Source organism: Dactylococcopsis salina PCC 8305 (assembly GCF_000317615.1).
In the GTDB taxonomy this organism is placed as follows: Bacteria; Cyanobacteriota; Cyanobacteriia; order Cyanobacteriales; family Rubidibacteraceae; genus Halothece; species Halothece salina.
Genome location: NC_019780.1, coordinates 3409381 through 3434930 on the forward strand (window position 1 = coordinate 3409381; position 25550 = coordinate 3434930).

Consider the following 25550-nt stretch of genomic DNA (forward strand, 5'->3'; position numbering starts at 1 on the left):
TTATAATTTGATGTTGGGTTTCGCTTCTCTCCACCCAACCTACGGGTTACTTGATTGATGTTGGGTTTTCACCCAACCTACGGGCTGTAAGTCAAACTAAAATGAAGTCCGTCATCTTGGATGTTGTCTCCTGTGTTTTCTAAGTCAACTAGGGGGATGCCATAGTCGAGACGGAGGTTAAGGTTAGAGATGGGATTCCATAACAATCCCAGTCCTAAACTTGCAATTACAGTTTGTTCTTGAGAAATTGAGTTCGGGTTATCGTCTTTGTTGATGACAGCGCCCGCTTCTACGAAGGGAGCAATTTTAAAGGTTGCTTCTCCCGCGTCATTGCTACTGAGAGTGATTTGATCTTCTATGGAGAGTCGAATCCCTTGATCTGCGGTTAAGATGTTTTGACGATAACCTCTAATTGATTGTCCGCCACCGATGACAAATTGTTGTGAGGGTAAAAGTGGGTCTGAGCTTAATTGTATGTCGGCTTGGATGATTAAGATGTTATTTTCGCTTAGAATTTGCACTCGTTGCGCTTGTCCTAACCAACTGAGAAATTGACCGTCTGGGGTGTCTCCGTCGTTTTCTGTCGCATCAAAAAGGTTGGTGCCGATGGTAAAGAGCGATCGAAGCCCCCAAGCCCCGCTCTCACTACGTTTCACGTAATCTTGTCCCAGTTTTATGACACTGGTACGACTCACGCCATCTTCATTGGGGCCAAAACTAAAGGGGGTTGGTGTTCCCGAAACAAAGGTTTGTCCGTTTTGATAGGTAAAACCAACGGAAAGAGCAAATTCTTCTCTGGGAGTGCGCGTCAGGGGTTGACGATAACTGATTTCAACTAAATCGAAATCCCCTTCGATACCTAAGTCTTCAAATTCGTCTTCGATGACTTCATTACTTCCGAATGCGGTTCGCAGTTGAATCGTTCCATTTTTCCCATTAATGGGGAGATTATAGTTGAAATCTAGGTCTTCTGCGCCACCTTGAATGGTGCGAGAATAACTGGCTTGAAGGGTATCGCCATTACCCGTTAGGTTACGATTACCAATGGTAACGGTGGCTTCTTCTGATCCAACACTAGGAGGAGAATAGTTATCCAAAGAGACTTTTCCTAACCAGGGGTTCGCTTCTTGTACTCTCACCACTAAAATGCTTTCTTGGATGTTTTCTCCTGGTCTTAAACTCGCTTCTATGGTGTCTAGGAGGGGATTAATCCGAAGCAGACGCAGTTGATCTTCGAGTTGATTGGTGTTGAGAATTGGTTCGTTTGCTAACCCAAGGCGCGATCGAATATACTCTGGATTTAAGCGTTCTGTTCCTGTAATTTCAATCCTTGCTAATTCTCCTTCTAAAACCCGAATTTCCACATTACCTGTCGTTAACGAATCTTCGACTAACACCGCGCGAGAAGTTAAATAACCTTGCTCTAAATATAGTTGTGTAATCGCTCTCACCGCATCAGAAATTTCACTCAAGCTCACAGTTTCTTCTCTTAAAGGATTAAGAATTGCCTCGAATGTTTCTTCAGAAAAGATACTGCTACCAATAACATTAATGGTTTCAATGTTATAAGTATTGTTCGGGGTATCTTTAGGACGAGAAGGAGAACTAGCTGGAGAGGGAGAGTTTTCTCGCGGAAGGGGTTGTGGCGGATCACTCTGTTGTAAGAAACGGTCTTGGTTCGGATTACTATTTTGTGCGAGTGTGGGACTCATTATCCCTGTAATAATTAAGATCAGGAACGGAGTAATCTGAAGCAATGACCATGACTTTTGGGAGACAATTTTCATTCGATTTTCCCTTTTAATTTATATTAAATCGACTTATTGTTGCTATAAATGAGTTGTTGAATAATCCCCCCTAACCCCCCTTTGAAAGGGGGGAAAATAAATAACCCTCCTGCTTGGAAAGAGGGGAAAATAAATAACCCTCCTGCTTGGAAAGGGGGGAAAATAAATAACCCTCCTGCTTGGAAAGGGGGGAAAATAAATAACCCTCCTGCTTGGAAAGGGGGGAAAATAAATAACCCTCCTGCTTGGAAAGGGGGGAAAATAAAAGGGGTGGTGTGTAGCAGGCTTTTTGGTATTTGATATTAGTTACGACAGCCAGGTAAATCATTAAAGTTTTCACAGAGTAGATCAACAAAATCATGGAGTTGGGTTTGTTCTTGGGAAACCGTTTCTTGAGATGATCCTGAGGAAGAAGCGTTACTGGTTGAGGAAGAAGATGTGGGACGAGATGCGGTGGTATTTCTCAAGGGAGAATTGTCAGTGGATAAATAGTAATGACCTAATAATTGTCCGTTATAAGTTCGTTTACTAATTTCCCATCCTGGTTCGAGAATAATTTTTTTATAGCCATTCCTTAAGCCATTACTACGACCAATAACAATTTCTGATTGACTCCCATCAACGGGTTTTCCTACCAATAATAAGTCGTTATTTTGTTGGACTATTCTTAAGGCATAATTCCAACCTAAATCACGGTTTCCTAAACGGATTGAATAACCATTACTATCGGTTGCGCGTCCACAAATTCCCGTAAAATCAAAGTCTAATAAAAGCGGTTCAATAATGACAGGATTACTTCCTCTTTCTTCCCAACAGTCTCTCTCGTTAGATTGTTGTTCAATTAGTAATAAGTTATGTCTGTTAGCACCAAAGGGAACTGCGACTGGAACGACGCTTCCTCTTTCTATTTTTTGTTCCCCGAAGGTTTGTCCTTGAGCGATTTCACAGTTTACGATTAGGGAAAGGGTTGTTCCTGTGATGATTGTGATGAGGGTTGATAATGATTTTAGTTTCATTTTTTGTCACTCCTGATTTTGGTTTTAATTTTCCTCGACGATGACTTCAATGATCATTTTTCTTAACTCTTCTTGTAACTCTGTATCGTTTTGAATTTGGGAAACGATCGCTTCCATTTCTCCAATTGTCATTTTCTTTTCTTCGTTAACGACTTGATACATTTTGAAGAGTGCTTCTTGTTGAATGGGAACAATTTTAGTTTTTATACTGTTAAACTTTTGTTGCTCTTCTGCGGTGGTTTCTATTTCTGAATCGGGCGATCGCAAAATCTCATAAAACCGTTCTTGAGTTAACCCTTCCTCACTAATAATACTGGCAATTTTTTCGTTGGATTCAATCACAATTGTCTGTAAATCAGGGATGATTTTAACAAAATCACTCACTAATGCTTTTAATTCTTCGTCGCTGTATTCTCTTTGAGTTTGTTTCTGGTTTTCTAGATTCTGATTAGAAACAACAGGTTGAGCTTTAGTTGGTAAGTTTATTAAAGACAACAACCCGATCGCGCCGACACTCAAGACGATTTTTTTTAGCACAATTCTCTACTCCTAAATGTTATCTTGGCTACGGATCAATTGGTAACAGTTTCAGATTTTAAACTTTCACTTATTTTAATCCCAAATACAGGAGCAAGTAAATAAATAAGTGATTAAGATTTATTAAATTTGTATTTATAGTAATCAAGATCACGAAAATGTTATCTATTTAAAATCGTGATCATCATGTAAGCTAGTGTTGTGACTCTGTTTCCTTAAATCATTTCATTTAGAATCATGAGCGTCAGTCTAAGATCAAATCAGGAAGAAGAAAATCAAGAGTTATTTACTTTTGAGGAAGGAATTATCAACATTGGACGTAATCAAGATAACGATTTAATCCTTAATGATCTCCAAGTATCGGGAAATCATGCTCAATTGGTTATCGAGGAAAATCGGTGTTTTATAATTGACCTGAATAGTAGTAATGGAACTTATGTGAATGGTGAACCCATCGCCTCTAGAGAACATTGGGAACTCCATGAGGACGATACGATTCAAATTGGAGAAAAATGCTTTCAGTTTCGGTTTCTTAACTCTTCTCAAGAAACAATTTTGATGGGACAAACAACGTTTTCTCCCCCAGAAACGAGACAAACAATTATCACTCCCCAAGATCGCTCACAGGGAGAGATGATTGTATCAGCAGAATCGGTTAATCTTCAAGGTCGTTCGGAACTTAAAATTGGACGTGATCCGCAAAATGATCAGGTGATTGCTCATCCTTCGGTGTCTCGTTTTCATGGAAGAATTCAAAAGGAAGATGAATCTTTTTATATTTATGATCTGAATTCAACCAATGGGACTTATGTTAATGGTCGCGCCATTCATAAAAAACGAGTCCTCAAACCAGGGGATTTAATCAGTATCGGACCTTGGCGATCGGAGTTTAATATTGATGAAACCCTAATTGTTAGGAATGAAGAAGGAAAATTACGGATTGATGCGGTTAATTTAAATAAAGTTGTGGGGAAAGGAGTCAATCTTTTAAATGATATTTCTTTCTCCATTGAACCTAATGAATTTGTTGTCATTGCGGGAGTGAGTGGCGGCGGAAAATCAACTTTAATGGATGCGTTAAATGGTTCTCGTCCCGCAACCAGTGGCGTGGTTTTGGTGAATGGGAATGATCTTTATCGGAATTATAATGCTTATCGCTCTCAAATTGGTTATGTTCCTCAAAAAGATATTGTTCACGTTGATTTAACGGCGGTGGAAGCGCTAGATTTTGCGGCTCAATTAAGAATGCCTGCGGATACAACGGGAAAAGAAAGGCAAGATCGTCTTCAGCAGGTGCTAGGAGAGTTAGGACTGTCTCATCGTGCGAATGTTCCGTTTAAAGAGCTTAGTGGTGGACAACAAAAACGAGTTTCCATTGGGGTGGAATTAATCACGCGACCGAGTTTATTTTTCTTGGATGAAGCAACATCAGGATTAGATCCAGGTACGGAAGGGGAGATGATGAAACTGTTAAAAGATTTGGCGAATGAGGGACGGACAATTATTTTAATTACTCATGCGACGGAAAATGTCACTCTTTGTAATCAAGTGGTGTTTCTGGCTAAAGGGGGGAATCTGGCTTATTATGGTTCTCCTAATGATGCGATCGAGTATTTTGAGGTCGATCGATTCAATGAGATTTATCGCAAGGTAGAAAATACAGAGGACCCGAAGGTATGGAAAACTGAATATGAGGACTCTGATTGGTATCAAACCTATGTGGTAGAAAGACAAAGCTCGCTTCCGACGATTAATCGTGAACCCGTTACAGAAACCTCTCGTCAGCCAAAATCACCTCGCACTCAGCATATTTCCTCTTGGCGACAATTTTTGATTCTTACGGAACGGAATTTAGCGATTATTAAGCGCGATCGAGCGAGTTTAATCCTAATGCTGGCGATCGCTCCCGTTTTAGGGGTTTTAGACTTTTTTACCTGGCAAGCTAAAATTTTTGACACCAGCAATGGTGATCCGGGACAAGGGATTACAATGCTATTTACGGCGGCGTTAATTGCGGTGATGGTGGGAAGTTTATCCACAATGCGAGAAATTGTGAAGGAACAAGAAATTTATCGTCGGGAACGGATGATTGTTTTGAAATTACTTCCCTATCTCTTCTCTAAGGTGGCAGTAAGTTTAATTTTGGCATTGTATCAAGCTCTAGTGTTTTTATTGTTTAAGGTGTTAGCGGTAGATTTACCGTTATCTTTCTCAGTGTTGAGTGGGTTTTATCTGACGCTGTTACTGGCGACGTTATCAGGGATGATGTTAGGGTTGCTGGTGAGCGCGATCGCACCGAATCCAAATATTGCGCCTTTGCTGACGATTATTGTCCTTGTTCCTCAAATTACCTTTGGTGGTGGGGTTTTACCTGTGAACACATTGGGAACACCAGGACTGATTTTGAATCATCTCTCTTTAACCAAGTGGTCTTTTGAATCTCTGGTGACAATTACAGGTTTGGGAACTGATGTGGGAAATGATCCCTGTTGGGAATTGCCAAAAACGGAACGAAACAATCTCAGTGAGACACAAATCCAGAATTGTGATTGTTTTGGGAAAAGTATTTTTAGAGCTTGCGAGTTCCCTGGCATTGCTGGAAAATATGACCCCGCCGTCGATGAACCCGAACCGCAAAAACCCACTGAACCTGATGCTCCTCCCACCGCTCCCAAAAAACCAGAGTCTCCCTCTTTTCAGGCTCAACAACAGTATGAAGAAGATTTAGATGACTATCAAGCGGCGATCGAGGACTATCAAACGCAGGTCAATCAATATCAAGAACGAATTGACACTTGGCAAGATCAGTATAGCCGTTGGAAGGAAAACTATGAAAGCGCGATCGGGGAAGCCGAAGGATTGATCGATCGGTTTTATACAGACTATGGGAATGCCTTTGCGGTGAATGTTGTCCGTCACTGGAGCATTTTAACAGGATTGATGGTCATTATGTTTGGTGCTTTATACGGTATCCAAAAACGAAAAGATATTATTTAAGTCAAAAACTATGAAATCGCTATCACAAGCAATCATTAGTCTGTTAGTAACAGTGGGTATTCTTGGCGGTGGGAGCGCGATCGCGTCGGAAACCATTATCTTTAAGTATAAAATGTTCCGAGAATCCATTTCAGTTGGCGAGTTAAGAACTTTTGCGGATACAGGAGAATTGTCTTCGTCTCTAGAGTTTTACTTAGAAAAATCTCAACAAGAACCAGAACGATTACAACAAGCACTGATCACTCCCATTCCTGCGGATTCAGTGTTTTTGTATAAATTCTTTAACAGTTTTCCTGGCGAATTAGCTTTAGATCAAATGAGTTCGATCGTCCAACACCCTTCAGGAACAGCAAATCGACAGTCTTTAAGGGCGGCTTTTGTTAGTTCTGCGCTTCCTGATGATAATCTCCGTTTAATTGAAGTGATGGAAAACTATCCCACAGCAGAAGTTTTAGTGCAGGGCGATCGCGTGATCGAGTTTTACGAAAACTTAAATCAGATCATGGAGAATTTCGATCGTAAGTGAATCCCCCCTAACCCCCCTTTGAAAGGCAGGGCTGTTTCATTCTCGGGGTCAAAATTGGCAGCGATCGCCTGAACCTCTTACGGTACGTTCGATCGAAGCCTTTTTCTTACTTTTTGACTAATTCATAAGAAAAAAGAGTCCTGAAATCTCCCCCATCTCCCTTGTCTCCCTTGTCTCCCCCATCTCCCTACCTCCCTTAATTTTAAAAGAATGAAACAGCCCTGCCTTTGAAAGGGGGAAAAGAAAGAAAGTAGGTTGGGTGGAGAGAAACGAAACCCAACATCAATTCTCAGCAATCACCTGATTACGGGTAATCCCCCCTAACCCCCCTTTGAAAGGGGGGAAAAGAAAGAAAGTAGGTTGGGTGGAGAGAAACGAAACCCAACATCAATTCTCAGCAATCACCTGATTACGGGTAATCCCCCCTAACCCCCCTTTGAAAGGGGGGAAAAGAAAGAAAGTAGGTTGGGTGGAGAGAAACGAAACCCAACATCAATTCTCAGCAATCACCTGATTACGGGTAATCCCCCCTAACCCCCCGCGAGTTCGGGGGAAAAGAAAGAAAGTAGAAAGAAAGTAGGTTGGGTAGAGACGTTCCATGGAACGTCTCCACGCGAAACCCAACACCAATCAGAAAGTTACCTGATGGTGGGCGAGGCAAACCCTACAATGTAGCTTAGTAAGGGGGGGAAAGAAAGAAAAAGGATTTTACTCCGCTAATAATTGCGCCACTTGTTTCGCAAAATAACTGAGAATCAAATCAGCACCAGCGCGTTTCATACTGGTGAGAGTTTCCATGACAATTTTTTCCTCATCAATCCAACCTTTTTCCGCCGCCGCTTTAATCATGGCATATTCCCCACTGACGTTATAAGCCGCAACGGGAAGATTCGTATTTTGACGCACTAAATGAATCACATCTAGATAGGCTAAAGCGGGTTTCACCATAACCATGTCTGCGCCTTCTTGAATGTCTAATTCAATCTCGGTTAAAGCCTCTCTGGCGTTGGCGGCATCCATTTGATAGGTTTTCTTGTCACCAAATTTTGGTGCAGAATCTAACGCATCCCGAAACGGACCATAATAAGCAGAAGCATATTTAGCAGAATAAGCAAGGATGCCAGTATTCGTATAACCCGCATGGTCTAAGCCTTCTCGAATCGCCCCAATGCGTCCGTCCATCATATCAGAAGGAGCGACAATATCGGCACCAGCAGCGGCTTGAGAAACTGCCATTTTCACTAAAACTTCGACGGTTTCATCGTTGAGGATTTCCCCAGTTTCGCTGACAATACCATCATGTCCTTGATCAGAAAACGGATCAAGGGCAACATCAGTGATGACAATCATTTCGGGGACAGTTTCTTTAATGGCGCGGATGGTACGCTGGACTAAACCATTAGGGTTATAGCTTTCGGTAGCGGTGGCATCTTTTTTGTCCTCTGGTAAGGCGGGAAACAGCGCGATCGAGCAGATTCCCAGTTTCGAGGCTTCTTTTACTTCTGCCAATAACAAGTCTAAAGTATAGCGATAACTGCCAGGCATGGAAGGCACTTCTACCCGTGTATTTTCTCCTTCCGTCACAAACAGGGGATAGATTAAATCTTCTACCGATAAATGCGCTTCCTGTACCATTTTCCGTAAAGCAGGATTACGGCGTAAACGACGCGGACGACGGGGAAGCGATCGGGATTGATGGGTTTTTAGGTCTGGTGTTAATGAGGAGGTCATAAGCAATTTTTAAACGAGGTTTAAACTATTCTTTCACTAATTTTCTATTGTAGGGAAGATAACCTTCAATCAATCACTGATCAGCGCACTACGCGCAAGAGAATCGGGAACAGGGCATACTAAAACAACAACAGACAAACACTTAAAATGTTACATTGAATTTTACATCATAACAACTTCAGTAAAGTAGGTTGGGTGAAGTTTACGAAACCCAACAACAATGAACTTTTTCAGTAGAAAAGTAGGTTGGGTGAAGTTTACGAAACCCAACAACAATGAACTTTTTCAGCAGAAAAGTAGGTTGGGTGAAGTTTACGAAACCCAACAACAATGAACTTTTTCAGCAAACCCTAAGTATGTAGCAGACTTTTTTAGATTTCAGATTAGACAAGGGTGGAAAGCACCACAGGAGATGGAGTTTGGCTGATTGGCGCGGGTTTCATTTCGCCACGAGTATCTAAGAGAAGAACAAGGATCAGATACGCCACAGCGATTAAAATTGAAATTGCACCAGTTGCGATCGCAACAATTTTTCCTTTTGTCATTATCAGAACAGTCCTTGAGGGGTAAGCCAACTGGTTTAATGTTATTACCTTTTGAACAAAGATTCAAATTCTTGGCGAAGTGCTTCCGAGTTAGCGATACGTGCGACTAACAAACTCTCTTCCTTCACGATTTCTAGTTGTTGTTTCCAATGTTGAATCCCTGCTTCTGATTTCACCCAAAAATTCACGATTTCTTCTAATACTTGATCCCAATCCCAGTTCGGTTTGTCTGGAATGGTTTTTGTTGCTTGGATTAAACTATCGAGAGAACAATCGTAACTTCCGAGATAGGTTTTACCAAGATAATTTTTTTGAGAAAGCTGGTGTTGGAATTGAACAAATGTTCCGATACTTGTTACACCAACAATATCAAATGTATAACTCATAACACATCTCTGTTTACTTGATTTATTCCTTGTTTCGTATTTTAAACAGGGTCAATCCGAAGGATGGTTTATTGTAAACACTTTTGCAAAAAAATGATAAAAAAATTGATTAAATTCTTTTCATGTCACTTCACCCCGACTATAGTAGTTCTAATACCATTTTCAAAAAGTTATGCTACAGTATCCGATCATGAAACTCAGCTATGGTGGGCAGGACAAACCCTACAATGTAGCTTCACCCCGACTATTTTCGGAATGATGAGATGATGAAATTTGCTCAAAATAGGGAATAATGAAGCTGGCAGTGTTGTCAATGATGTAAAGATGGATTCTGTTACCCCTTCTCTAAATGTAAAGCTGGAAGACCAAGAAGCCACCCGTGTGGTACAAACTTGGGAACTTAAAAAAGTCTATCGCACTGGCTTTTGGTTAAATCAGAAAGTAGAATCCCTCAAAGGTTGTACTTTGACGGTTTATGAGGGAGAAACCTTCGGTTTACTTGGACCCAATGGCGCGGGAAAAACGACTTTATTAAAAATTTTACTGGGAATTGTTCGCGCTAGTTCGGGACGCGCGGTATTATTAGGGAAACCGATCGGCGATCGAGCGGTTAAACAGAGATTAGGGTATCTCCCCGAAAATCCCTATCTTTATAATTATCTCACCGCTTGGGAGTTTTTACAATTTATTGCTGGCTTATTTCAGATTTCTCCTTCTGTACAAAAGCAACGAATACCACAACTCATTGATCTGGTGGGAATCGATCGAAAAACCGCAAAAAAGAAACAACTGCGTCAATATTCTAAGGGAATGTTACAACGAATTGGGATGGCGCAAGCCTTAATTAACGATCCAGAATTAGTCTTTTTAGACGAACCGATGTCGGGATTAGACCCCATTGGACGATATCAAATTCGCCAAATTATTTTATCACTAAAAGAGCAAGGAAAGACTATCTTTTTTAACTCTCATGTCTTGGGAGATGTGGAACAAATCTGCGATCGAGTTGCTATCTTAGCACAAGGAGAAATTATTTCTTCTGGTTCACTGGATGAGTTATTAGGGAGTGAAAACACTTATCAAGTTGTAGGAAGAGGAGGAAATCCCGAAACTTTAAAACAATGGATTAATCATCTCGATTTTGCTGAAAATCGTTGGTTTGGTCAACTGGATTGCCAACAGAATCCTCAAGAATTATTAACCGCTTTAGAAGAGATGAACGGGGAAATTTTAGAATTAAAACTCGCCAGAGTTTCTCTAGAAGAGTTTTTCCTCCAACAGCTACGAAAAAAGGGAATAGAAACCAGTAAATAATTCACTGGAAATAGAAAAGACCCATGATCAGGTAGGATGGGGTAAGCACTGATAGTAATCAATTTAATCCATGCGTGTTGAAGCCTGTTGCCAAAGTCTGCTACGAGAAATTTTACCCCATATTGATCCGAATCGATCGGGAGTTTGTCTTGATGTTGGAGTGGGAAACTTTGCCTTTTATTGTGATTTATTCTCACAATTAGGATTCTCAACCATTGCCATTGAACCCTCCCCTAATGATAAATTAAGACGAATTTGTGAGCGTAATTCAATTCGACTATTAGAATGTTGTTTGTCTGATGAAAACGGCACACAGACGCTACATTTAGGAAAATTTGCACGGTTAGCAAACGCTAATTTTAACTCTTTAGAATCAGAATGGTTTGCGTCTTCTCAAAATACAAAATTAGTTTCGACAATTGATTTATCCGAATTGATTAGATTAACTGAAATTAATAAAATCACTTGCTTAAAATTAGATATTGAAGGCTGGGAAAGAGTCGTAATTGAGCAATTAAAAGCGTTGAGTTTCTTACAGTTACCGCAAGTAATCATGTTTGAATATGGGGGAGGAAGTCGTCGCTATCAAGGAGAGAAAGGATGGTCGCCAAAGTTCTTAAAAGGAACAATGAATTGTTTGGAGACTTTACAAAAGTGCGGTTATGGGTTTAGTATTATGATTGATTACGCACCAGATGCGAGAACTCAAATCTTTGATTTACAAAATCTTCAATTAGACCCCGATCTGATTTTTCCTCGTAACGCTGTCTATGGGAATATTATTAGTTTTAGAGAAGGGGATTATCCCGAAAGCTCGATCGCGCAGATTACGACTCCTTATAATGGAAAATGGTTAAATTGGGTAATGGAGAGATTTGCTGTCAATTAACTTGAAGAAAAAATAACGGTTTTTCGACAGTAGCTATAATAGAAAAATAGTAGAATAAGGCAAGAGGCAAAAGGCAAGAGGCAAAAGTGTTAAGATATTTTTTATATTAAAGATTTAATAATTTGGCAAAAAGGTATGGAAATGGCTGAACAATGTTATTTTTTGACCAAAAAGAATCCATTTGCCTTTTGCCTCGACTTTAACTATTAATTTATCATACTCACTGTAGAAGAGCCAAAATAACCCATCACAGAAAATGTCAGATTTATATATTTCTTGGTCAGAATATCATAAAACGATCGAGCAACTCGCGGTTAAAATTGCTCAATCCAACTGGACATTTAACCAAATTGTTTGTATTGCGAAGGGAGGGTTGCGAGTGGGAGATATTTTTTCCCGTCTTTTTCAGCAACCTTTAGCGATTCTTTCTGCTGCTTCTTATGGGGGAGAAAATAATCAAACACGAGGAGAAATAATAATTTCTGAACATCTTTCGATGACCAATTCTCACCTCGGAAACAAAGTTTTGTTAGTGGATGATTTAGTGGATTCTGGAATTAGCTTAAAAGTCAGTTTAGAGTGGCTAAAAGAACATTATCAAGAAGACATTACAGAAATTCGGAGTGCTGTTTTATGGCGAAAAGATTGTTCAATCATTGTTCCTGATTATTATGTCCACTACTTAGAAGATAATCCCTGGATTCATCAGCCGTTTGAAATTTATGAACAGACAAGTGTTGCTGATTTAGTAAAATCAACCCCCTCCTCCTAATCCCAAAGTCGTGATATTTTGATTTCAGTTTCCTCTTAAGTGATGAGGGTGGCGTTTCCTGTTGAAATTAAAGAGAATTAGGATCAATTCCCAGTTCTCGTAATCTTTGGGCGTAACGTTGCGATCGTTCTTCTGGAGTTAAAAACCTTAGAATTGTTCTGAGTAGATGAGGGATTAATTCTTGTAATTCGTTATCCACAGGAGTATCGTCAGAGTCGGGTAAGTCTTCTGCTGAGGGTAAGTTTTGAAGCAGGGAGTAGTCTAACATGGTTTTGGATGATGATGATCGCGTTTAGTTTTCAAATTTATCAAATTTATTATTGGTTAAGTTTTGATAGTGCTTTAATTATATTACCTTGCATTAAGGCGGAAACACCGTCTAAAGTGTGTAAAATCTCTAAATTAGGGTTAAGATTGAGTGCTGTTTCGAGAGTCTTTTCTGCTGCTTGAGGTTGCCAATCATAAAGATAGACAAACGCGAGATAAGCATAGGAATGGGGATTTTTAGAATCTAATTCGGTAAGGGTTTTAAACTGCTCGATCGCGCCTTCTGCATCCCGTTGTAACACTTCGGAAAGTGCTAAAGGATAAAGCCACTCTAGCTTAATTTCTTCTGCTTGTAAACGATATTTTAAGGCGATTTCTGCTTGCTTTAAATAATCTTGAATCGGATCATATTGATTAATCCGTTCGATGGTAGCAAAAATGTCTTCTAAAGCCGCTTCCCCTTGAGGAAGTTTCATCGCAGCGAGACGTAATTGAGTGACTAAATCTAATTCTGGCGCATTCGGAGAGGATACATTAGCCTCAACTTTTAATGATACATCAGGAAGGTCAAGAGGATAACTTTTTCTGGTTTCTCGATCGATATATCTCCCTTTTAAGATATAGTCTCCAGAGGGAAGATCAGGAGGAACAAACATCGCTGTATTTTCTCTCACTTGAAACCCTCCTTTTTTTGCGAGTTGAGTTGATAAATTTCCCATCCCAATCCCATGATCATGTAACCAAAAGTCTTCCTCTCCTTCCCAAGTTAAAAGCACAATTCCTGATTTTAATTCTTGCCAATTTCCTTCCCAAGTATAACGGATGGGAATTGAAGCATCCGCAGGAATTTTTTCAGGAAATTCTATGTTCGTTAATTTTACCTTTCTAGGAGTGTCAGCAATGGGATTAACCTCAACAGTTGCTTCTTTTTTTTGATATAACTTAAGTGAAGTTCGATCGGGTAATTCCCAAGTTTTAGTTAAGCGAAAATCGTCACCCGTTTCAATGCGACGAGTGATTAAGGTTTGAGGTTGAGAAACTGATCCTTGATCACCGCTTTTAGTTAAAAAATAAGGCAACGATCGAGCGTCTTTTTCGATATTACCTTCTTCTACTCCCACTTGGCGACCATAAACTTGAAAGTTAGCTTTCGCGCCATAAAAGGAAAAGTTATGTTGATTAATAATTGGTGTCGAAGGTAAAACGCCTAATGTTGTTCTTAAATAGGTAGAAGTTTTAACAATTTCGCTAATCACTTCCTGATGAGGATAATCTTTTCCGATTGTCGGATAATGTTGTACATTCGGACTTAAAATTTTAGTGATCATTTCGCCTTTTAAGGGAAACAAATTTAGAATCATTAATAAGATTCCTAACCCAACACTCCCAGAAATAATATAACCTCGCCACTGACGACGCACTAAATATAATCCTTGAGCAAAAATAAGAGATAAAATCGGTAATAAAGGCAAAATATAACGAGCATCTTTATTGATGTTTAAGGAGTTGAGGAAGTAACCACCGATTAAAAAGATAGCTAACCAACGGATGGTTTTCATGTCTCGATCATTAAACCAATTTTGATTTCTCAACCACAGAAAACCATAAATCAAAAAACAGACAATCGGGATGATTAATAAATGCCAAGATAATAAATAAGGTAAAATCTTTCCGTAGTATATCCAAGCATTGATCGTGTTTAATGCGGGATCACCTTCAGCGATTGCTGAGTCAACAGTTGCTCGTTTTCCTGATGTTAAAATCAGTAACCAATTGGTGCGATACCAGGGATAAAAAATCAATAGAGAAACCATGAACCCTAAACAGATTTCAAGCAACCTTTGCCACTTTTTTTCCCAAAGTGTCGTTAGTAATAACCAAATAATCGGAAACAAAAGAAATAAAAGAACCGTTTGTTTAATCATCAACCCGAAACCGATCGTTATTCCCACCCCGATCGCGCTTAACCAAGTCAGACGATTAGACTGTTTCCATAAAGTCAAGAAAAAGAAACATAAAGTAACAATTGCGGTGACAGGATAATCAAGAACAAATTCAGTGCGATAACGATACAAACCAGGTAAAATCTGACATAAAATCGCGGCGAGTAAGCCAACTTTCGGGTTAAATAATAAGCAACCGAGACCATAAACCGAGACAATTAAAATCGCACTAAAAACCGTTAAAATTATAGTTGCTGCATCGTAATTAGTGCCAAAAACCTCTAAAAAAGGCGCGGTTAAAATATACATTCCAGGGGGAATTTTGGAAGAAAGTAGCCAAATTTGTTCCCACCAATTTGGATTAAACCATTCTGGTGTTTGAAACGCAGACCAATAATTCATTACTCCATTCAAATAGTCCGCTTGATCCCACGCTGGAACACTCTGATCAAAGAAAAACCACGCTCGATCGAGGATCACTCCTCCTAACCAAATTAAACTCAAATAGAGAATCGTCATCAAAAGTAATTACCAAAAAATACAATAAAAACCTGTCATAATACATCATCTACCGATCGTCACAATACCATTTTGGAAGATGATACAAAGTAGGTTGGGTGAAGAGAAACGAAACCCAACACTGAAAAAGCTAATCGAATCTTCGATTTGGTGAGCCTTCGGCTCAATCACCCCCATTGTCCCTTGTTGCCTCACTCCAAAAAACAATTTAAATTATCAAAAGCTAGTGATTTTAAGCCAAAATCCCTGTCTTAGGTTAGAAAAATCTCTCGTTCACCTGTAACTTTTTTGTTACTATCCTTAAAATAAAGTAAACAAGTGTAAAGAAATCTCAGCTTGTTCGTAATTATTTAACAAATGTCGAAACTAACCAACTATATCAAAATGTCTAGGCTCTCCTTCCGTCATCTCCTCATCCTCTTCATCAGTTGCTGTTTTGGTCTCACCGCTTGGTTAAGCAACCCCCCTCAAGCGCAAGCCTTCGATGATCCTTCCCTACTCCCACAGCAACAAACCCCAATTATTGATTTAGCCAACTTTCTTCCGAAACTCCAAGAAGAATCATTAATCGAAGAAATCGAGCAATTTGAAAGCGAAACTGGCTGGAAATTACGAGTTTTAACTCAATATGACCAAACTCCTGGACGAGCAGTTAAAAAGTATTGGGGGCTAGATGATAAAAGTGTTTTATTAGTCGCTGACTCCAGAGGCGGCAATCTTCTCGCGTTTAACGTCGGAGATGATGTCTATGATGTTCTCCCTCGGACTTTTTGGGTAGAATTACAAACTCGGTTTGGCAATATGTTCTATGTCCAAGAAAATGGTCAAAATAACGCGATCGCGCAGTCTTTGGATACTGTCAAAGGCTGTTTAGCCAAAGGCGGTTGTAACGTTGTGCCAGGCTTACCTCAAGAACAATGGATATTAACCCTCATCACCTCCATTGTCGGCGGAATTGTCTTCGGTTTAGCCGCACGACCCCGAAAAGAAGATCAAATCGTTGCCTGGCAATGGGCGTTAATTTTCTCGCCGCTGTGGGGAATCCTCTTTATTGCCTTTGGTTTAGGTCCAGTTGTCACTCGCACCGCAGACTGGTTGCCAGTGCTTCGTAATGTTCTCGGATTCTTGTTAGGAGCATTAGTGGTTTATCTTACTCCAATGTTCAACGAAGGAGCGCAATCAGAAGGAAAAACTTAAACAGTTTCTGATAGGGGTTAACGGAGGGCTGTTCCATTCTCCCCTATCTACCCCATCTCTTTCTGAGAGGCAAAGATTTCCACAAATGACTAACACATTGCTATAGTTATTAGTTAATTGTGACGTGACAGCAAAATAAAGATGAAAATTAGAAGACGACCTCCAAATCCTGCGGTTCATGTGAATACAGTACGCTATCAAGTGGCGTTTCCTAATGATGAACCACAGAATATTTTGGAGAAAATTGTTTGGCAGAAAGAGAAGGAAGTTGACCAAAGACGAGAAAAACTTCCTTTTCTTCAGTTAGGAAAACAGGTAAAAGATGATGCACCACCAGTGCGAGATTTCCTAACCGCTTTAAAACAGGGAAAACGTAATCCAGCGTTGATTGCTGAGATTAAAAAAGCCTCTCCCAGTAAAGGGGTGATTCGAGAAGATTTCGATCCCGTTGCTTTAGCAGAAACCTATGAGAAAGCTGGGGCGAGTTGTTTGTCTGTGTTAACCGATGTCAGTTTTTTTCAGGGAAGTTTTGAGAATTTAGGGTTGGCAAGAAAAGCAGTCGAGTTGCCTTTATTATGCAAAGAGTTTATTATTTATCCTTATCAAATTTATCAAGCGCGTCTGGTTGGTGCGGATGCGATTTTATTGATTGTAGCAATCTTAAATGATCAAGATTTAAACTATTTTGTGAAAATTGTTAATAGTTTAGGAATGATTCCCCTTGTGGAAGTGCATACTTTAGAAGAACTCGATCGAGCTTTAGCGGTGGAAGGAGTAAAATTGATCGGGATTAATAACCGCAACCTTGAAGATTTTTCCGTAGATACCCAAACCACAGTTGATCTCATTAAGCAACGGCGAGACTCCTTACAAGCCAAAGATATCACTGTAATTAGTGAGTCTGGATTACATACAGCAGATGATCTAGAAACGGTAAAAGCCGCTGGTGCAAATGGTGTACTAATTGGAGAATCTTTATTAGTCAAACCTGATCCCAGTGGCGCGATCGAGTCCCTTTATAATAAATAACACCGCATTAAAAGTGCGTTCACGGTTAGAAATACTTATGGAACCTTTACCCCTCCCTTCTCATATCCATTACGAATTACTGTTACAACTTCTCGAACGTCAAACCGTTACCGCAACTTACCAAAATCCAGCCCTGCGCGAACAAACTCGACAACTGATTATTACCTTGCGGAAAGCACTGGCGCAACAGAAGCAAATCGAGGCGATGTGTCAAGAAACCAATTACCCGATCGAATATCGTTGGTCACTGAATCCTGATCCCGTTTCTTCCGCCCATTCTCGATTTCAATAGTTCAGTATTTGCAAAGAAAGTGAGATAATATAACCCGCTTTTGTTGATCCCGTCGATCGCTAAAAGATGCAAATTGACGCGAAACGATCACGGAGACTTGGCAATAATTACATAGACCAAAAGGAGATTGTATGGAAAATAAAGATTTATTAATGATTCCAGGGCCGACCCCAGTACCAGAAAACGTCCTACTCGCCCAAGCCAAACACCCCATCGGTCATCGTAGCCCAGAATTTAGCGAAATCATTGGCGAGATCAACGAAAACTTAAAATGGTTACATCAAACGAAACAAGATGTTTTAACTGTTACCGCCAGTGGTACAGGCGCAATGGAAGCGGGAATTATCAACTTTCTCAGTGCTGGCGATCGAGTTTTAGTGGGTTCTAATGGTAAATTTGGAGAACGCTGGGCAGATATGACGGAAGCGTTTGGCTTAAAAACCGAACGCATTGCCGCCGGTTGGGGAGAAGTGCTTGATCCAGAAGCGATCCGTGAAAAGCTGGAAGCAGACACAAACCAAGAAATCAAAGCCGTCATTGTCACTCATTCGGAAACTTCCACAGGGGTTTTAAATGATTTAGAAACCATTAATCGCCACGTTAAAAATCATGGTGAAGCATTAATTATCGTTGATGCTGTCACCAGTTTAGGCGCGGTGAGTCTTCCCATTGATCAATGGGGATTAGATGTGGTCGCCTCTGGTTCACAAAAAGGTTATATGATCCCCCCTGGTTTGGGATTTATTGCCGTCAGCGAAAAAGCATGGCAAGCCTACGAAACGGCGACACTGCCCAAATTCTATTTGGATTTAGGACCCTATCGGAAATCAACGGCGAAAAATAGCACTCCTTACACGCCACCGATTAACCTCATGTATGGCTTACAAGCAGCGTTAAAAATGATGCGAAATGAAGGGTTAGAAAACATTTTTGCTCGCCATGAACGCAATACTCAAGCCACACGGGCGGCGATCGAAGCACTAGGTTTGCCCTTATTTGCGCCTAACAACGCTGCTAGTCGAGCAGTGACGGCGGTTGAACCCACCACTGTCGAAGCGGAAAAAGTGCGTTCGGTGATGAAAAAACAGTTTAATATTGCCCTTGCTGGCGGACAAAATGAACTCAAGGGACGCATTTTCCGAATTGGTCACTTAGGGTTTGTCAGTGAGCGAGATGTGTTAACCGTTGTCGGCGCACTAGAGGCAACGTTGCGAGAATTAGGACATGAAACCATGGCAAATGGTGCAGGAGTAGCGGCTGCGACCAGAGTTTTGGCTTACTCCTAATTGGTAACAGTGATCAGTGACCAATGTAGAGACGTTCCATGGAACGTCTCCCAATGACCAATGACCAGTGATCAGTGATCAGTGATCAGTGAATTAATAATCGATCAATCTTTCACTGTTACTAATTAAGTTTGAGAACTACTGGTAACTGGTAACTGGTAACTGGTAACTGCTTTGTCTTTGATTTTGATTCAGGGATCGCTAATGTCAAGATTCTATGACATAATGATCCCCAAAGTAGCGATGAAGCCGTGAATGACTGAAAAAAACTAGATTTGTCCCTTGACCTTGCCTAGGGATCATTTGCTAAAACTATAAATACGGCGACCCCTGCGTGACATTTAATCCTTTATCGAAGCCGATTATCGTCCTTAAACATCAAATTAAAGCCAATGGCAAAAGCACGTCCCCCTCTAAAAGAAATGACATTGCGTCAACTGCGAAAAGTAGCGAGTGAATACAATATCTCTCGTTATAGTCGGATGCGAAAATCGCAGTTATTGGAAGCAATTTTAAGTATTGAACAACAAAGCCAACACTCTACTGATCCCATCCCCGCATCGGAAACGCAAGAGGCGATGGAGGCGGCAAAATTTGAGTTGGGAACTAGCGAAAATACGATAACTGATGATGATTTAGCGTCGGTGGATGAAGGATTGCCAGAATTGCCTGGCGGTTATGGTAAAAGTAGAATTGTGATCATGCCTCGTGATCCAGAATGGAGTTATGTCTATTGGGATGTTCCCAATGAACACAAGGAAGCGTTACGCCGTCAGGGAGGACAGCAGCTGGTTTTACGTCTCTATGATGTGACACAAGGGGAGATGGAAACGCAAACTCCGAAAGGGGTTCAGGAATATCCTGTGGATGAGTTGGCACGAGAATGGTATGTTCCAATCCCCGTGAGCGATCGAGATTATCTTTGTGAAATTGGTTATCGCTGTTCCGATGGCACTTGGTTACTTTTAGCTCGATCGGCCCCCGTTCACACCCCGCCAGTTTATCCCTCCGATTGGATTGAAGATCACTTTATTGAAGTGAGTTGGGAGGAGGATTTAGAAGCGATCCCAGAAGAAGAGTTGGCGTTACCAGAGCCGAAAGAGGCTCAAAAATCAGGTCAGGGTTTAGCAGAACGGAATCAGAAGATTTACGAAGAGATTTTTGAAATGTCTGATCCGTTAGAAGGAGAACGGATGGCAGGTTCGTTTTATAATTCTAGACCCCCTTCTGTCACCAGTTCTTATGTTTTTCCTTCTGGGGCTGGACTTTGGGCGACTCCAGAAACCACTGACGGGGAAGGATTTGTTCCCAGTTGGGAAGGGATTCCTCCCGCTTTATCCTTAGTTGGGGAAACAGAATTGATGATTTCTGGTGCAACGGAATCAGGAGCAACGCTTGTGGTGGGAGAACAACGCATTCAAACGAGTGCTGATGGCAAGTTTAATTTTCAGGTGTCTTTTGCAAATGACGCGCTCGAGTCTCCCATGATTGCTTATTCTGCGGAAGGAAAACCAATTTTCTCCCTAGAAATGAAGTTTACCAAACACGCCACTCGCCTCGATCGTCCAGTGACTGGAAAAACAGTTTTGCAGTGGTCTTAAACCGATCTAGTGAGGGAGAAACCTGATCATCCCCACTGTTCTCTATTCCCTTATACCATGCGTGAATAATTAGCGCTATATACCGACTCCTAGTTCCCCCCTTTCAAAGGGGGGTTAGGGGGGATTGATTGTAACTTAACTTTTCCAAAATGGTATTACCTGAGCGCAGCCGAAGAGCTTACTGTCAGTGACCGAAAATATCGATGACAAATTATAAATAACAAATAACAAAATCTGACATCGGTTTCTGGCAGAATAAGGAGCAAGCAAGACGAGATTAGAGGCTTAAGGTCTTGTGGTTTCATCTCGGAAACTTTATTTATCCTTATTCGGTCTTGGACAAGAGAGAACAGAAAATGACTGTAAGCAATCGCCCAATAAATCCTCCCTTATCAGCATCTTGGTCAAATTCAGAAGCAGTTTCGGTTTCTAATACTGAAGTCAGTCCCACCCAACTTTCTGATCATCAATTGGTTTTACGTTGTCAGCAAGGGGTAAAGCCCGATCGCGCGATGTTCTCAGAATTGTTACGTCGGAATCAATCTCATGTGGAAAAAATGCTCTATCATTTAGCCCCAGATTGGTCCGATCGCGCGGATTTAGTGCAAGAGGTATGGATACGAGTTTATCGGAATATTCAACGCCTGAAAGAACCGATGAAATTTCGCGGTTGGTTGAGTCGGATTACCACCAATTTATTCTATGATGAATTGCGAAAACGGAAGCGAGTCAAAAGTCCAATCTCTCTGGATGCACCGCGTCAAGTAGATGATGGAGAATTAAACTGGGAAGTGGCGACAGATGTTCCGAGTCCCGACCAAGATTTGAGTAGCCAAGAATTTTATGATAAGTTAAACCGCGCGATCGCGGCTCTTCCAGAATCCTTCCGAACGACAATTATTTTAAGGGAAATTGAGGGCTTTTCTTACGAAGAAATTTCAGAAATGACTGGGGTTTCTTTAGGAACAGTTAAGTCTAGAATTGCAAGAGCCAGAGCTAAATTACAAAGTGTCTTACAACCATATTTTGAGTTACACTAAGAAGTAATTGCTGGGAAGCATCCCGTTTCTAGCTGACCTTAATCACTATTAAGTAATTATTCATCGCGGTTATTTTGAGCAAAAGATGATTGATCAAGGTTTAGGTAGGGAGTGGATAGAGGCATAATGGAAGGGCAAGGGAGAACATGAAAAACCGACAACATTTTGAGTTACTCAGTGCCTACCTCGATCGAGAATTACCCCCACAAGAAGAGGAAAAAGTAGAGGCTTGGTTAATTAATGATCCTGAAGCACAGAAAACTTACAAAAACCTCTTAAAAATCCGATATCGCCTGAGACAGCTTCCCGCCCCTTGGTCGAAGCCTTCGAGTCAAGTTTTAAGTCGAGAGGTGATTACGAAAGCAGAAAATTACCAATTTATGCAACTGTTGTTTTGGAGGGGAGGAACGATCGCCGCTCTTTTGATCACGATCGTGTCAGGAGTCTTATCTTGGAACGGTTCTCCCAGCGATCGTTTCGCTGATGCTGAAGTCAAATCCTCAGAGGCTTTAATGATTTCGATCAACCAACCGATCGTAGAAAAACCGATCATTCCTGTTTCCAGCCCCTCATCTGATCAGTGATCAGTGATCAGTGACCAGTGACCAGTGACCAGTGACCAGTGACCAGTGATCAGTAATCAGTGACCAGTAATCAGTGACCAGTGATCAGTGACCAGTGACCAGTGACCAGTGACCAGTAATCAGTGACCAGTAATCAGTGACCAGTGACCAGTGACCAGTGACCAGTAATCAGTGACCAGTGATCAGTGATCAGTAATCAGTGACCAGTGACCAGTGACCAGTGACCAGTAATCAGTGACCAGTGAATAGAAAAGAAGAAGAAAAACTACCCACTACCCACTACCCACTAACAAATAACAAATAACGAATAACGAATAACGAATAACAAATAACGAATAGATGTTGGGTTTCGTGATCCTCCACCCAACCCACGTTTTACAGTAATTGTTCCCGTAACTGAACTTGCGCCGTAGAAAGTGCTTCTGGTAACTGAGACGCATCTTTTCCCCCAGCTTGGGCTAAGTTGGGACGACCACCGCCGCCACCGCCACAGAGTTTCGCAATTCCGCCGATAAATTTACCTGCTTGTAAGCCTTTTTCGTTCACTTTCGGACTAAACGCTGCCACTAAACTCACTTTCCCCGCTTCGGGAACTGATCCTAAAACCACTGCTGCTTCTCCTAATTTTTGCTGTAAACGTTCCGCAGCAGTTTGCAAAGCCTTCGCGTCCATTTCCTCCACTTGGGTGACTAAAATCTGAAACTCTCCCACTGTTTCCGCATCAGTTAACAATTGATCAGACTTCGCTAAAGCCAATTCTTGTTTCACCGCTTCCAGTTGCTTTTGAGTATTTCTCAAGTCTGATTGTAAGGTTTGAATCCGTTGCGGAACTTCCTCTGGTTGCGCCTTCAACTGATTACTTAAATCACGGACAATTTTTTCTCGCAGGTTCAAATACTCTAATACCGCCGGACCCGCTACCGCTTCAATGCGACGCACCCCCGATGAAATCCCCGTTTCCGAGATAATCTTAAACAGTCCAATTTCGGCGGTGTTATTAACGTGAGTTCCCCCACATAATTCCATTGACACGCCAGGAACATCAATCACTCGCACCACATCATCATATTTTTCCCCAAACATGGCGATCGCGCCTTTTTGTTTCGCCTCATCAAACGCCATCACATCCGATTGCGTCTCATGTGCTTCTGCGATCCAAGTGTTAATGGTATCTTCCACTTGTTGTAACTCTTCCCGTGTGATCTGACGAGGACAATTAAAGTCAAACCGAAGCCGATCAAACGCCACTAACGATCCCGCTTGAGACACCGAGGGATCAATAATTTGTTTTAAGGCAGCTTGTAAAAGATGAGTTGCAGTATGATGGGCAGCAGCGCGACGACGACAAGCGCGATCGATGGTTGCGGTGACCGTATCCCCCACTCGTACCATCCCCCGTTCTATGCGTCCAATATGAATAAACAAACTTGATTCCTTCTGGACATCTTCAATGCGGATTAATAAATTCTCACCCTGAAGATAACCTCGATCGCCAATTTGTCCCCCTGATTCGGCATAAAATGGAGTTTGATTGAGAATTAACTGTACTTGTTCTCCCGCTTCTGCTTCTTGTACCGTTTTTCCTTCCACTAACACCGCTTCCACTTGGGCGGTAGAATGGGGATTACCATAACCCACAAACTCCGTCGGATGTACCGTTTGCGCCAACTGATCAATACTTCCCTGAATCGTTAGATCGATCGTTTCCTGTGCGGCTTGGGAACGTTGACGCTGTTTTTCCATCTCTTCTTCAAACCCATCGAGATCAACCGTTAACCCTTTCTCCTCAGCCACTTCTTGCGTCAATTCCAACGGAAACCCATAAGTATCATACAAAACAAACGCATCCTCCCCAGAAATCTGTTTGCTTTCCTTCTCTAAAATCTCCCCTAACAGTTTCTCCCCTCGTTCTAACGTCTCCAAAAAGCGTGACTCTTCTCGTTTCAATTCCTGTTTAATTAACACCTCTCCCTCACGGAGATTAGAATAATGACCCTCCATTAGCGCGATCGCTGTTTCCGCCACCTCTGGCGTAAATTCTCGATTAATTCCTAACAAACGTCCGTGACGAACCACCCGACGAATCAGACGACGCAGGACATACCCCCGTCCCAAATTTGACGCAGTAACACCATCAGCAATGAGATGAACCACAGCGCGAACATGATCACCAATCACTTTTAAAGAAACTTGCTGTTTCTCATCCGCTTGTGAGTAATCGAGATCAGCAATCGTCGCCACTGTCTTAATAATAGGGAAAATCAAATCGGTTTCATAGTTATTGGGAACTTGCTGGAGGATTTGCGCCATGCGTTCCAACCCTAATCCCGTATCAATATTTTGATTCTGTAAGGGAGTTAAATTCCCTTCACTATCCCGATTAAACTGCATGAAGACGAGATTATAAAACTCAATGAAGCGAGAATCGTCTTCTAAGTCGATATTTTCATCACCTAATTCGGGATGGAAATCATAATAAATTTCGGAACAGGGGCCACAAGGGCCAGTGGGACCCGCCGCCCAAAAATTATCCTCTTCTCCCATACGTTGAATACGCTGTGGTGCAATCCCAATTTGGTCTCGCCAAATCGCAAACGCTTCTTCGTCTTCTTTATAGACACTGGGAATCAGCCGTTCTGGAGCAAGACCGAATCCTTTTGTAGAAAGTTCCCACGCCCATTTAATCGCCTCTTCCTTGAAATAATCCCCGAAGCTAAAGTTTCCCAACATTTCAAAGAAGGTATGATGGCGCTTGGTGCGTCCGACATTCTCAATATCGTTGGTGCGAATACATTTTTGGGACGTAGTGGCGCGGTTGTAAGGGGCGGTTTTTTGTCCGAGAAAGATAGGTTTAAAAGGAAGCATCCCCGCAATGGTGAGTAACACTGTGGGGTCTTCTGGAACGAGAGAGGCGCTGGGTAAGACTTCATGTCCGCGTTTGGCGTAAAAGTCTAAGAAGGTTTGACGAATTTGATTACCGCTTAGATATTGAGGGGAATTAGACATTAGTTTTAATCAGAGTAAACTGTTTTTTGATCTTCACTTCCTATCTTAAAAATGATCGATCGGTTTTTGTCTCATAACATATTTTGCTCGCTTTGTCAAGTTTTGTGATCTCGTACCAGTGATTCTCTTTACAAAAATTAATGCGATCTCTTGCTCTTGTCAATACGGGGAGGGGGGATATTGTAAAAACGAATCCTCGACGTTTAAGGCGGGTCAAACCTTGATTTTCGGAAAATTGGCACTACTTCCCATTATCTAAGAAACACTTTATCACGAAAAAGTTACT

General features: G+C 41.4%; 21 protein-coding genes. 12 read left to right on the forward strand and 9 right to left on the reverse strand.

The window, feature by feature from the left end; all coding sequences use genetic code 11:
* Positions 1–77: 77 nt before the first annotated feature.
* The 3 genes from DACSA_RS16270 to DACSA_RS16285 form a co-directional block, all read right to left on the reverse strand.
* Positions 78–1712 (reverse strand): ShlB/FhaC/HecB family hemolysin secretion/activation protein, encoded by a 1635-nt coding sequence (locus tag DACSA_RS16270; RefSeq protein WP_232225115.1) that lies wholly within the window; start codon positions 1710–1712, stop codon positions 78–80.
* Positions 1713–2089: 377 nt separating this feature from the next.
* Positions 2090–2803, reverse strand: a complete 714-nt coding sequence (locus DACSA_RS16280) for a DUF3747 domain-containing protein (protein ID WP_015230796.1) — start codon at positions 2801–2803, stop codon at positions 2090–2092.
* 24 nt (positions 2804–2827) lie between these two features.
* On the reverse strand, positions 2828–3340 hold the full coding sequence (locus DACSA_RS16285; RefSeq protein ID WP_015230797.1) for a hypothetical protein: 513 nt from the start codon (positions 3338–3340) through the stop codon (positions 2828–2830).
* Between the two features lie 237 nt (positions 3341–3577).
* On the opposite strand from DACSA_RS16285, the gene DACSA_RS16290 reads away from it, so the two are divergent.
* Positions 3578–6337, forward strand: a complete 2760-nt coding sequence (locus tag DACSA_RS16290; RefSeq protein ID WP_015230798.1) for an FHA domain-containing protein — start codon at positions 3578–3580, stop codon at positions 6335–6337.
* A 10-nt stretch (positions 6338–6347) separates the two neighbouring features.
* A complete protein-coding gene (locus DACSA_RS16295) occupies positions 6348–6863 on the forward strand; it encodes an alpha/beta hydrolase (protein WP_015230799.1) in 516 nt (171 codons plus the stop codon).
* 708 nt (positions 6864–7571) lie between these two features.
* Here the strand turns inward: DACSA_RS16295 and hemB are convergent.
* From hemB to DACSA_RS16305, 3 genes are all read right to left on the reverse strand, one after another.
* A complete protein-coding gene (hemB, locus tag DACSA_RS16300; RefSeq protein WP_015230800.1) occupies positions 7572–8594 on the reverse strand; it encodes a porphobilinogen synthase in 1023 nt (340 codons plus the stop codon).
* Positions 8595–8977: 383 nt separating this feature from the next.
* Positions 8978–9139 carry a hypothetical protein gene (locus tag DACSA_RS21760; protein ID WP_015230801.1) on the reverse strand — a complete coding sequence of 54 codons (162 nt, stop codon included), beginning with the start codon at positions 9137–9139 and terminating at the stop codon, positions 8978–8980.
* A gap of 44 nt (positions 9140–9183) precedes the next feature.
* Entirely contained in the window at positions 9184–9525 is a 342-nt protein-coding gene (locus DACSA_RS16305; RefSeq protein ID WP_015230802.1) for a hypothetical protein, read from the reverse strand.
* A gap of 324 nt (positions 9526–9849) precedes the next feature.
* On the opposite strand from DACSA_RS16305, the gene DACSA_RS16310 reads away from it, so the two are divergent.
* The 3 genes from DACSA_RS16310 (at position 9850) to DACSA_RS16320 (ending at position 12500) form a co-directional block, all read left to right on the forward strand.
* Positions 9850–10839 (forward strand): ABC transporter ATP-binding protein, encoded by a 990-nt coding sequence (locus tag DACSA_RS16310; protein ID WP_015230803.1) that lies wholly within the window; start codon positions 9850–9852, stop codon positions 10837–10839.
* 70 nt (positions 10840–10909) lie between these two features.
* Complete coding sequence (locus tag DACSA_RS16315; protein ID WP_015230804.1) at positions 10910–11728, forward strand: FkbM family methyltransferase; 819 nt, start codon at positions 10910–10912, stop codon at positions 11726–11728.
* A gap of 256 nt (positions 11729–11984) precedes the next feature.
* The gene (locus DACSA_RS16320; RefSeq protein ID WP_015230805.1) at positions 11985–12500 is read left to right on the forward strand and encodes a phosphoribosyltransferase; all 516 of its coding nucleotides are present in this window, start codon (positions 11985–11987) and stop codon (positions 12498–12500) included.
* Positions 12501–12567: 67 nt separating this feature from the next.
* Here DACSA_RS16320 and DACSA_RS22760 read toward each other — a convergent pair whose 3' ends face one another.
* Positions 12568–12768, reverse strand: a complete 201-nt coding sequence (locus tag DACSA_RS22760; RefSeq protein ID WP_015230806.1) for a hypothetical protein — start codon at positions 12766–12768, stop codon at positions 12568–12570.
* A gap of 49 nt (positions 12769–12817) precedes the next feature.
* On the reverse strand, positions 12818–15229 hold the full coding sequence (locus tag DACSA_RS16330) for a glycosyltransferase family 39 protein (RefSeq protein WP_015230807.1): 2412 nt from the start codon (positions 15227–15229) through the stop codon (positions 12818–12820).
* A gap of 384 nt (positions 15230–15613) precedes the next feature.
* Here DACSA_RS16330 and DACSA_RS16335 point away from each other — a divergent pair, with 384 nt between their 5' ends.
* The 7 genes from DACSA_RS16335 to DACSA_RS16365 all read left to right on the forward strand — a co-directional run bounded on the left by DACSA_RS16335 (position 15614) and on the right by DACSA_RS16365 (position 22258).
* Positions 15614–16426 carry a TPM domain-containing protein gene (locus tag DACSA_RS16335; RefSeq protein WP_041235550.1) on the forward strand — a complete coding sequence of 271 codons (813 nt, stop codon included), beginning with the start codon at positions 15614–15616 and terminating at the stop codon, positions 16424–16426.
* 141 nt (positions 16427–16567) lie between these two features.
* Positions 16568–17455 carry an indole-3-glycerol phosphate synthase TrpC gene (gene trpC / locus DACSA_RS16340; RefSeq protein ID WP_015230809.1) on the forward strand — a complete coding sequence of 296 codons (888 nt, stop codon included), beginning with the start codon at positions 16568–16570 and terminating at the stop codon, positions 17453–17455.
* Positions 17456–17492: 37 nt separating this feature from the next.
* Positions 17493–17747: a DUF5340 domain-containing protein gene (locus tag DACSA_RS16345; protein ID WP_015230810.1), complete on the forward strand. Its 255-nt coding sequence runs from the start codon at positions 17493–17495 to the stop codon at positions 17745–17747.
* A 131-nt stretch (positions 17748–17878) separates the two neighbouring features.
* Positions 17879–19033 (forward strand): pyridoxal-phosphate-dependent aminotransferase family protein, encoded by a 1155-nt coding sequence (locus DACSA_RS16350; protein WP_015230811.1) that lies wholly within the window; start codon positions 17879–17881, stop codon positions 19031–19033.
* Between the two features lie 392 nt (positions 19034–19425).
* Complete coding sequence (locus tag DACSA_RS16355; protein WP_015230812.1) at positions 19426–20634, forward strand: DUF4912 domain-containing protein; 1209 nt, start codon at positions 19426–19428, stop codon at positions 20632–20634.
* 377 nt (positions 20635–21011) lie between these two features.
* Positions 21012–21674, forward strand: coding sequence for a sigma-70 family RNA polymerase sigma factor (locus DACSA_RS16360; RefSeq protein WP_041235969.1), 663 nt, complete (start codon positions 21012–21014; stop codon positions 21672–21674).
* 146 nt (positions 21675–21820) lie between these two features.
* Positions 21821–22258, forward strand: a complete 438-nt coding sequence (locus tag DACSA_RS16365; RefSeq protein ID WP_015230814.1) for an anti-sigma factor family protein — start codon at positions 21821–21823, stop codon at positions 22256–22258.
* 375 nt (positions 22259–22633) lie between these two features.
* Here the strand turns inward: DACSA_RS16365 and alaS are convergent, their stop codons facing one another.
* Positions 22634–25264, reverse strand: coding sequence for an alanine--tRNA ligase (gene alaS, locus DACSA_RS16370; RefSeq protein ID WP_015230815.1), 2631 nt, complete (start codon positions 25262–25264; stop codon positions 22634–22636).
* Positions 25265–25550: the final 286 nt, after the last annotated feature.

Excerpts from the sequence above, each read along its gene's own strand:
- DACSA_RS16305 (WP_015230802.1), bottom strand. The coding sequence starts at position 9,525 with ATGAGTTATACATTTGATATTGTTGGTGTAACAAGTATCGGAACATTT.
- hemB (WP_015230800.1), bottom strand. The coding sequence starts at position 8,594 with ATGACCTCCTCATTAACACCAGACCTAAAAACCCATCAATCCCGATCG.
- DACSA_RS16315 (WP_015230804.1), top strand. The coding sequence starts at position 10,910 with ATGCGTGTTGAAGCCTGTTGCCAAAGTCTGCTACGAGAAATTTTACCC.
- DACSA_RS16335 (WP_041235550.1), top strand. The coding sequence starts at position 15,614 with ATGTCTAGGCTCTCCTTCCGTCATCTCCTCATCCTCTTCATCAGTTGC.
- DACSA_RS16350 (WP_015230811.1), top strand. The coding sequence starts at position 17,879 with ATGGAAAATAAAGATTTATTAATGATTCCAGGGCCGACCCCAGTACCA.
- DACSA_RS16355 (WP_015230812.1), top strand. The coding sequence starts at position 19,426 with ATGGCAAAAGCACGTCCCCCTCTAAAAGAAATGACATTGCGTCAACTG.
- DACSA_RS16290 (WP_015230798.1), top strand. The coding sequence starts at position 3,578 with ATGAGCGTCAGTCTAAGATCAAATCAGGAAGAAGAAAATCAAGAGTTA.
- DACSA_RS16280 (WP_015230796.1), bottom strand. The coding sequence starts at position 2,803 with ATGAAACTAAAATCATTATCAACCCTCATCACAATCATCACAGGAACA.
- DACSA_RS21760 (WP_015230801.1), bottom strand. The coding sequence starts at position 9,139 with ATGACAAAAGGAAAAATTGTTGCGATCGCAACTGGTGCAATTTCAATT.
- DACSA_RS22760 (WP_015230806.1), bottom strand. The coding sequence starts at position 12,768 with ATGTTAGACTACTCCCTGCTTCAAAACTTACCCTCAGCAGAAGACTTA.
- DACSA_RS16310 (WP_015230803.1), top strand. The coding sequence starts at position 9,850 with ATGGATTCTGTTACCCCTTCTCTAAATGTAAAGCTGGAAGACCAAGAA.
- DACSA_RS16345 (WP_015230810.1), top strand. The coding sequence starts at position 17,493 with ATGGAACCTTTACCCCTCCCTTCTCATATCCATTACGAATTACTGTTA.
- DACSA_RS16295 (WP_015230799.1), top strand. The coding sequence starts at position 6,348 with ATGAAATCGCTATCACAAGCAATCATTAGTCTGTTAGTAACAGTGGGT.
- DACSA_RS16320 (WP_015230805.1), top strand. The coding sequence starts at position 11,985 with ATGTCAGATTTATATATTTCTTGGTCAGAATATCATAAAACGATCGAG.
- DACSA_RS16365 (WP_015230814.1), top strand. The coding sequence starts at position 21,821 with ATGAAAAACCGACAACATTTTGAGTTACTCAGTGCCTACCTCGATCGA.
- trpC (WP_015230809.1), top strand. The coding sequence starts at position 16,568 with ATGAAAATTAGAAGACGACCTCCAAATCCTGCGGTTCATGTGAATACA.
- DACSA_RS16270 (WP_232225115.1), bottom strand. The coding sequence starts at position 1,712 with ATGAGTCCCACACTCGCACAAAATAGTAATCCGAACCAAGACCGTTTC.
- alaS (WP_015230815.1), bottom strand. The coding sequence starts at position 25,264 with ATGTCTAATTCCCCTCAATATCTAAGCGGTAATCAAATTCGTCAAACC.
- DACSA_RS16330 (WP_015230807.1), bottom strand. The coding sequence starts at position 15,229 with ATGACGATTCTCTATTTGAGTTTAATTTGGTTAGGAGGAGTGATCCTC.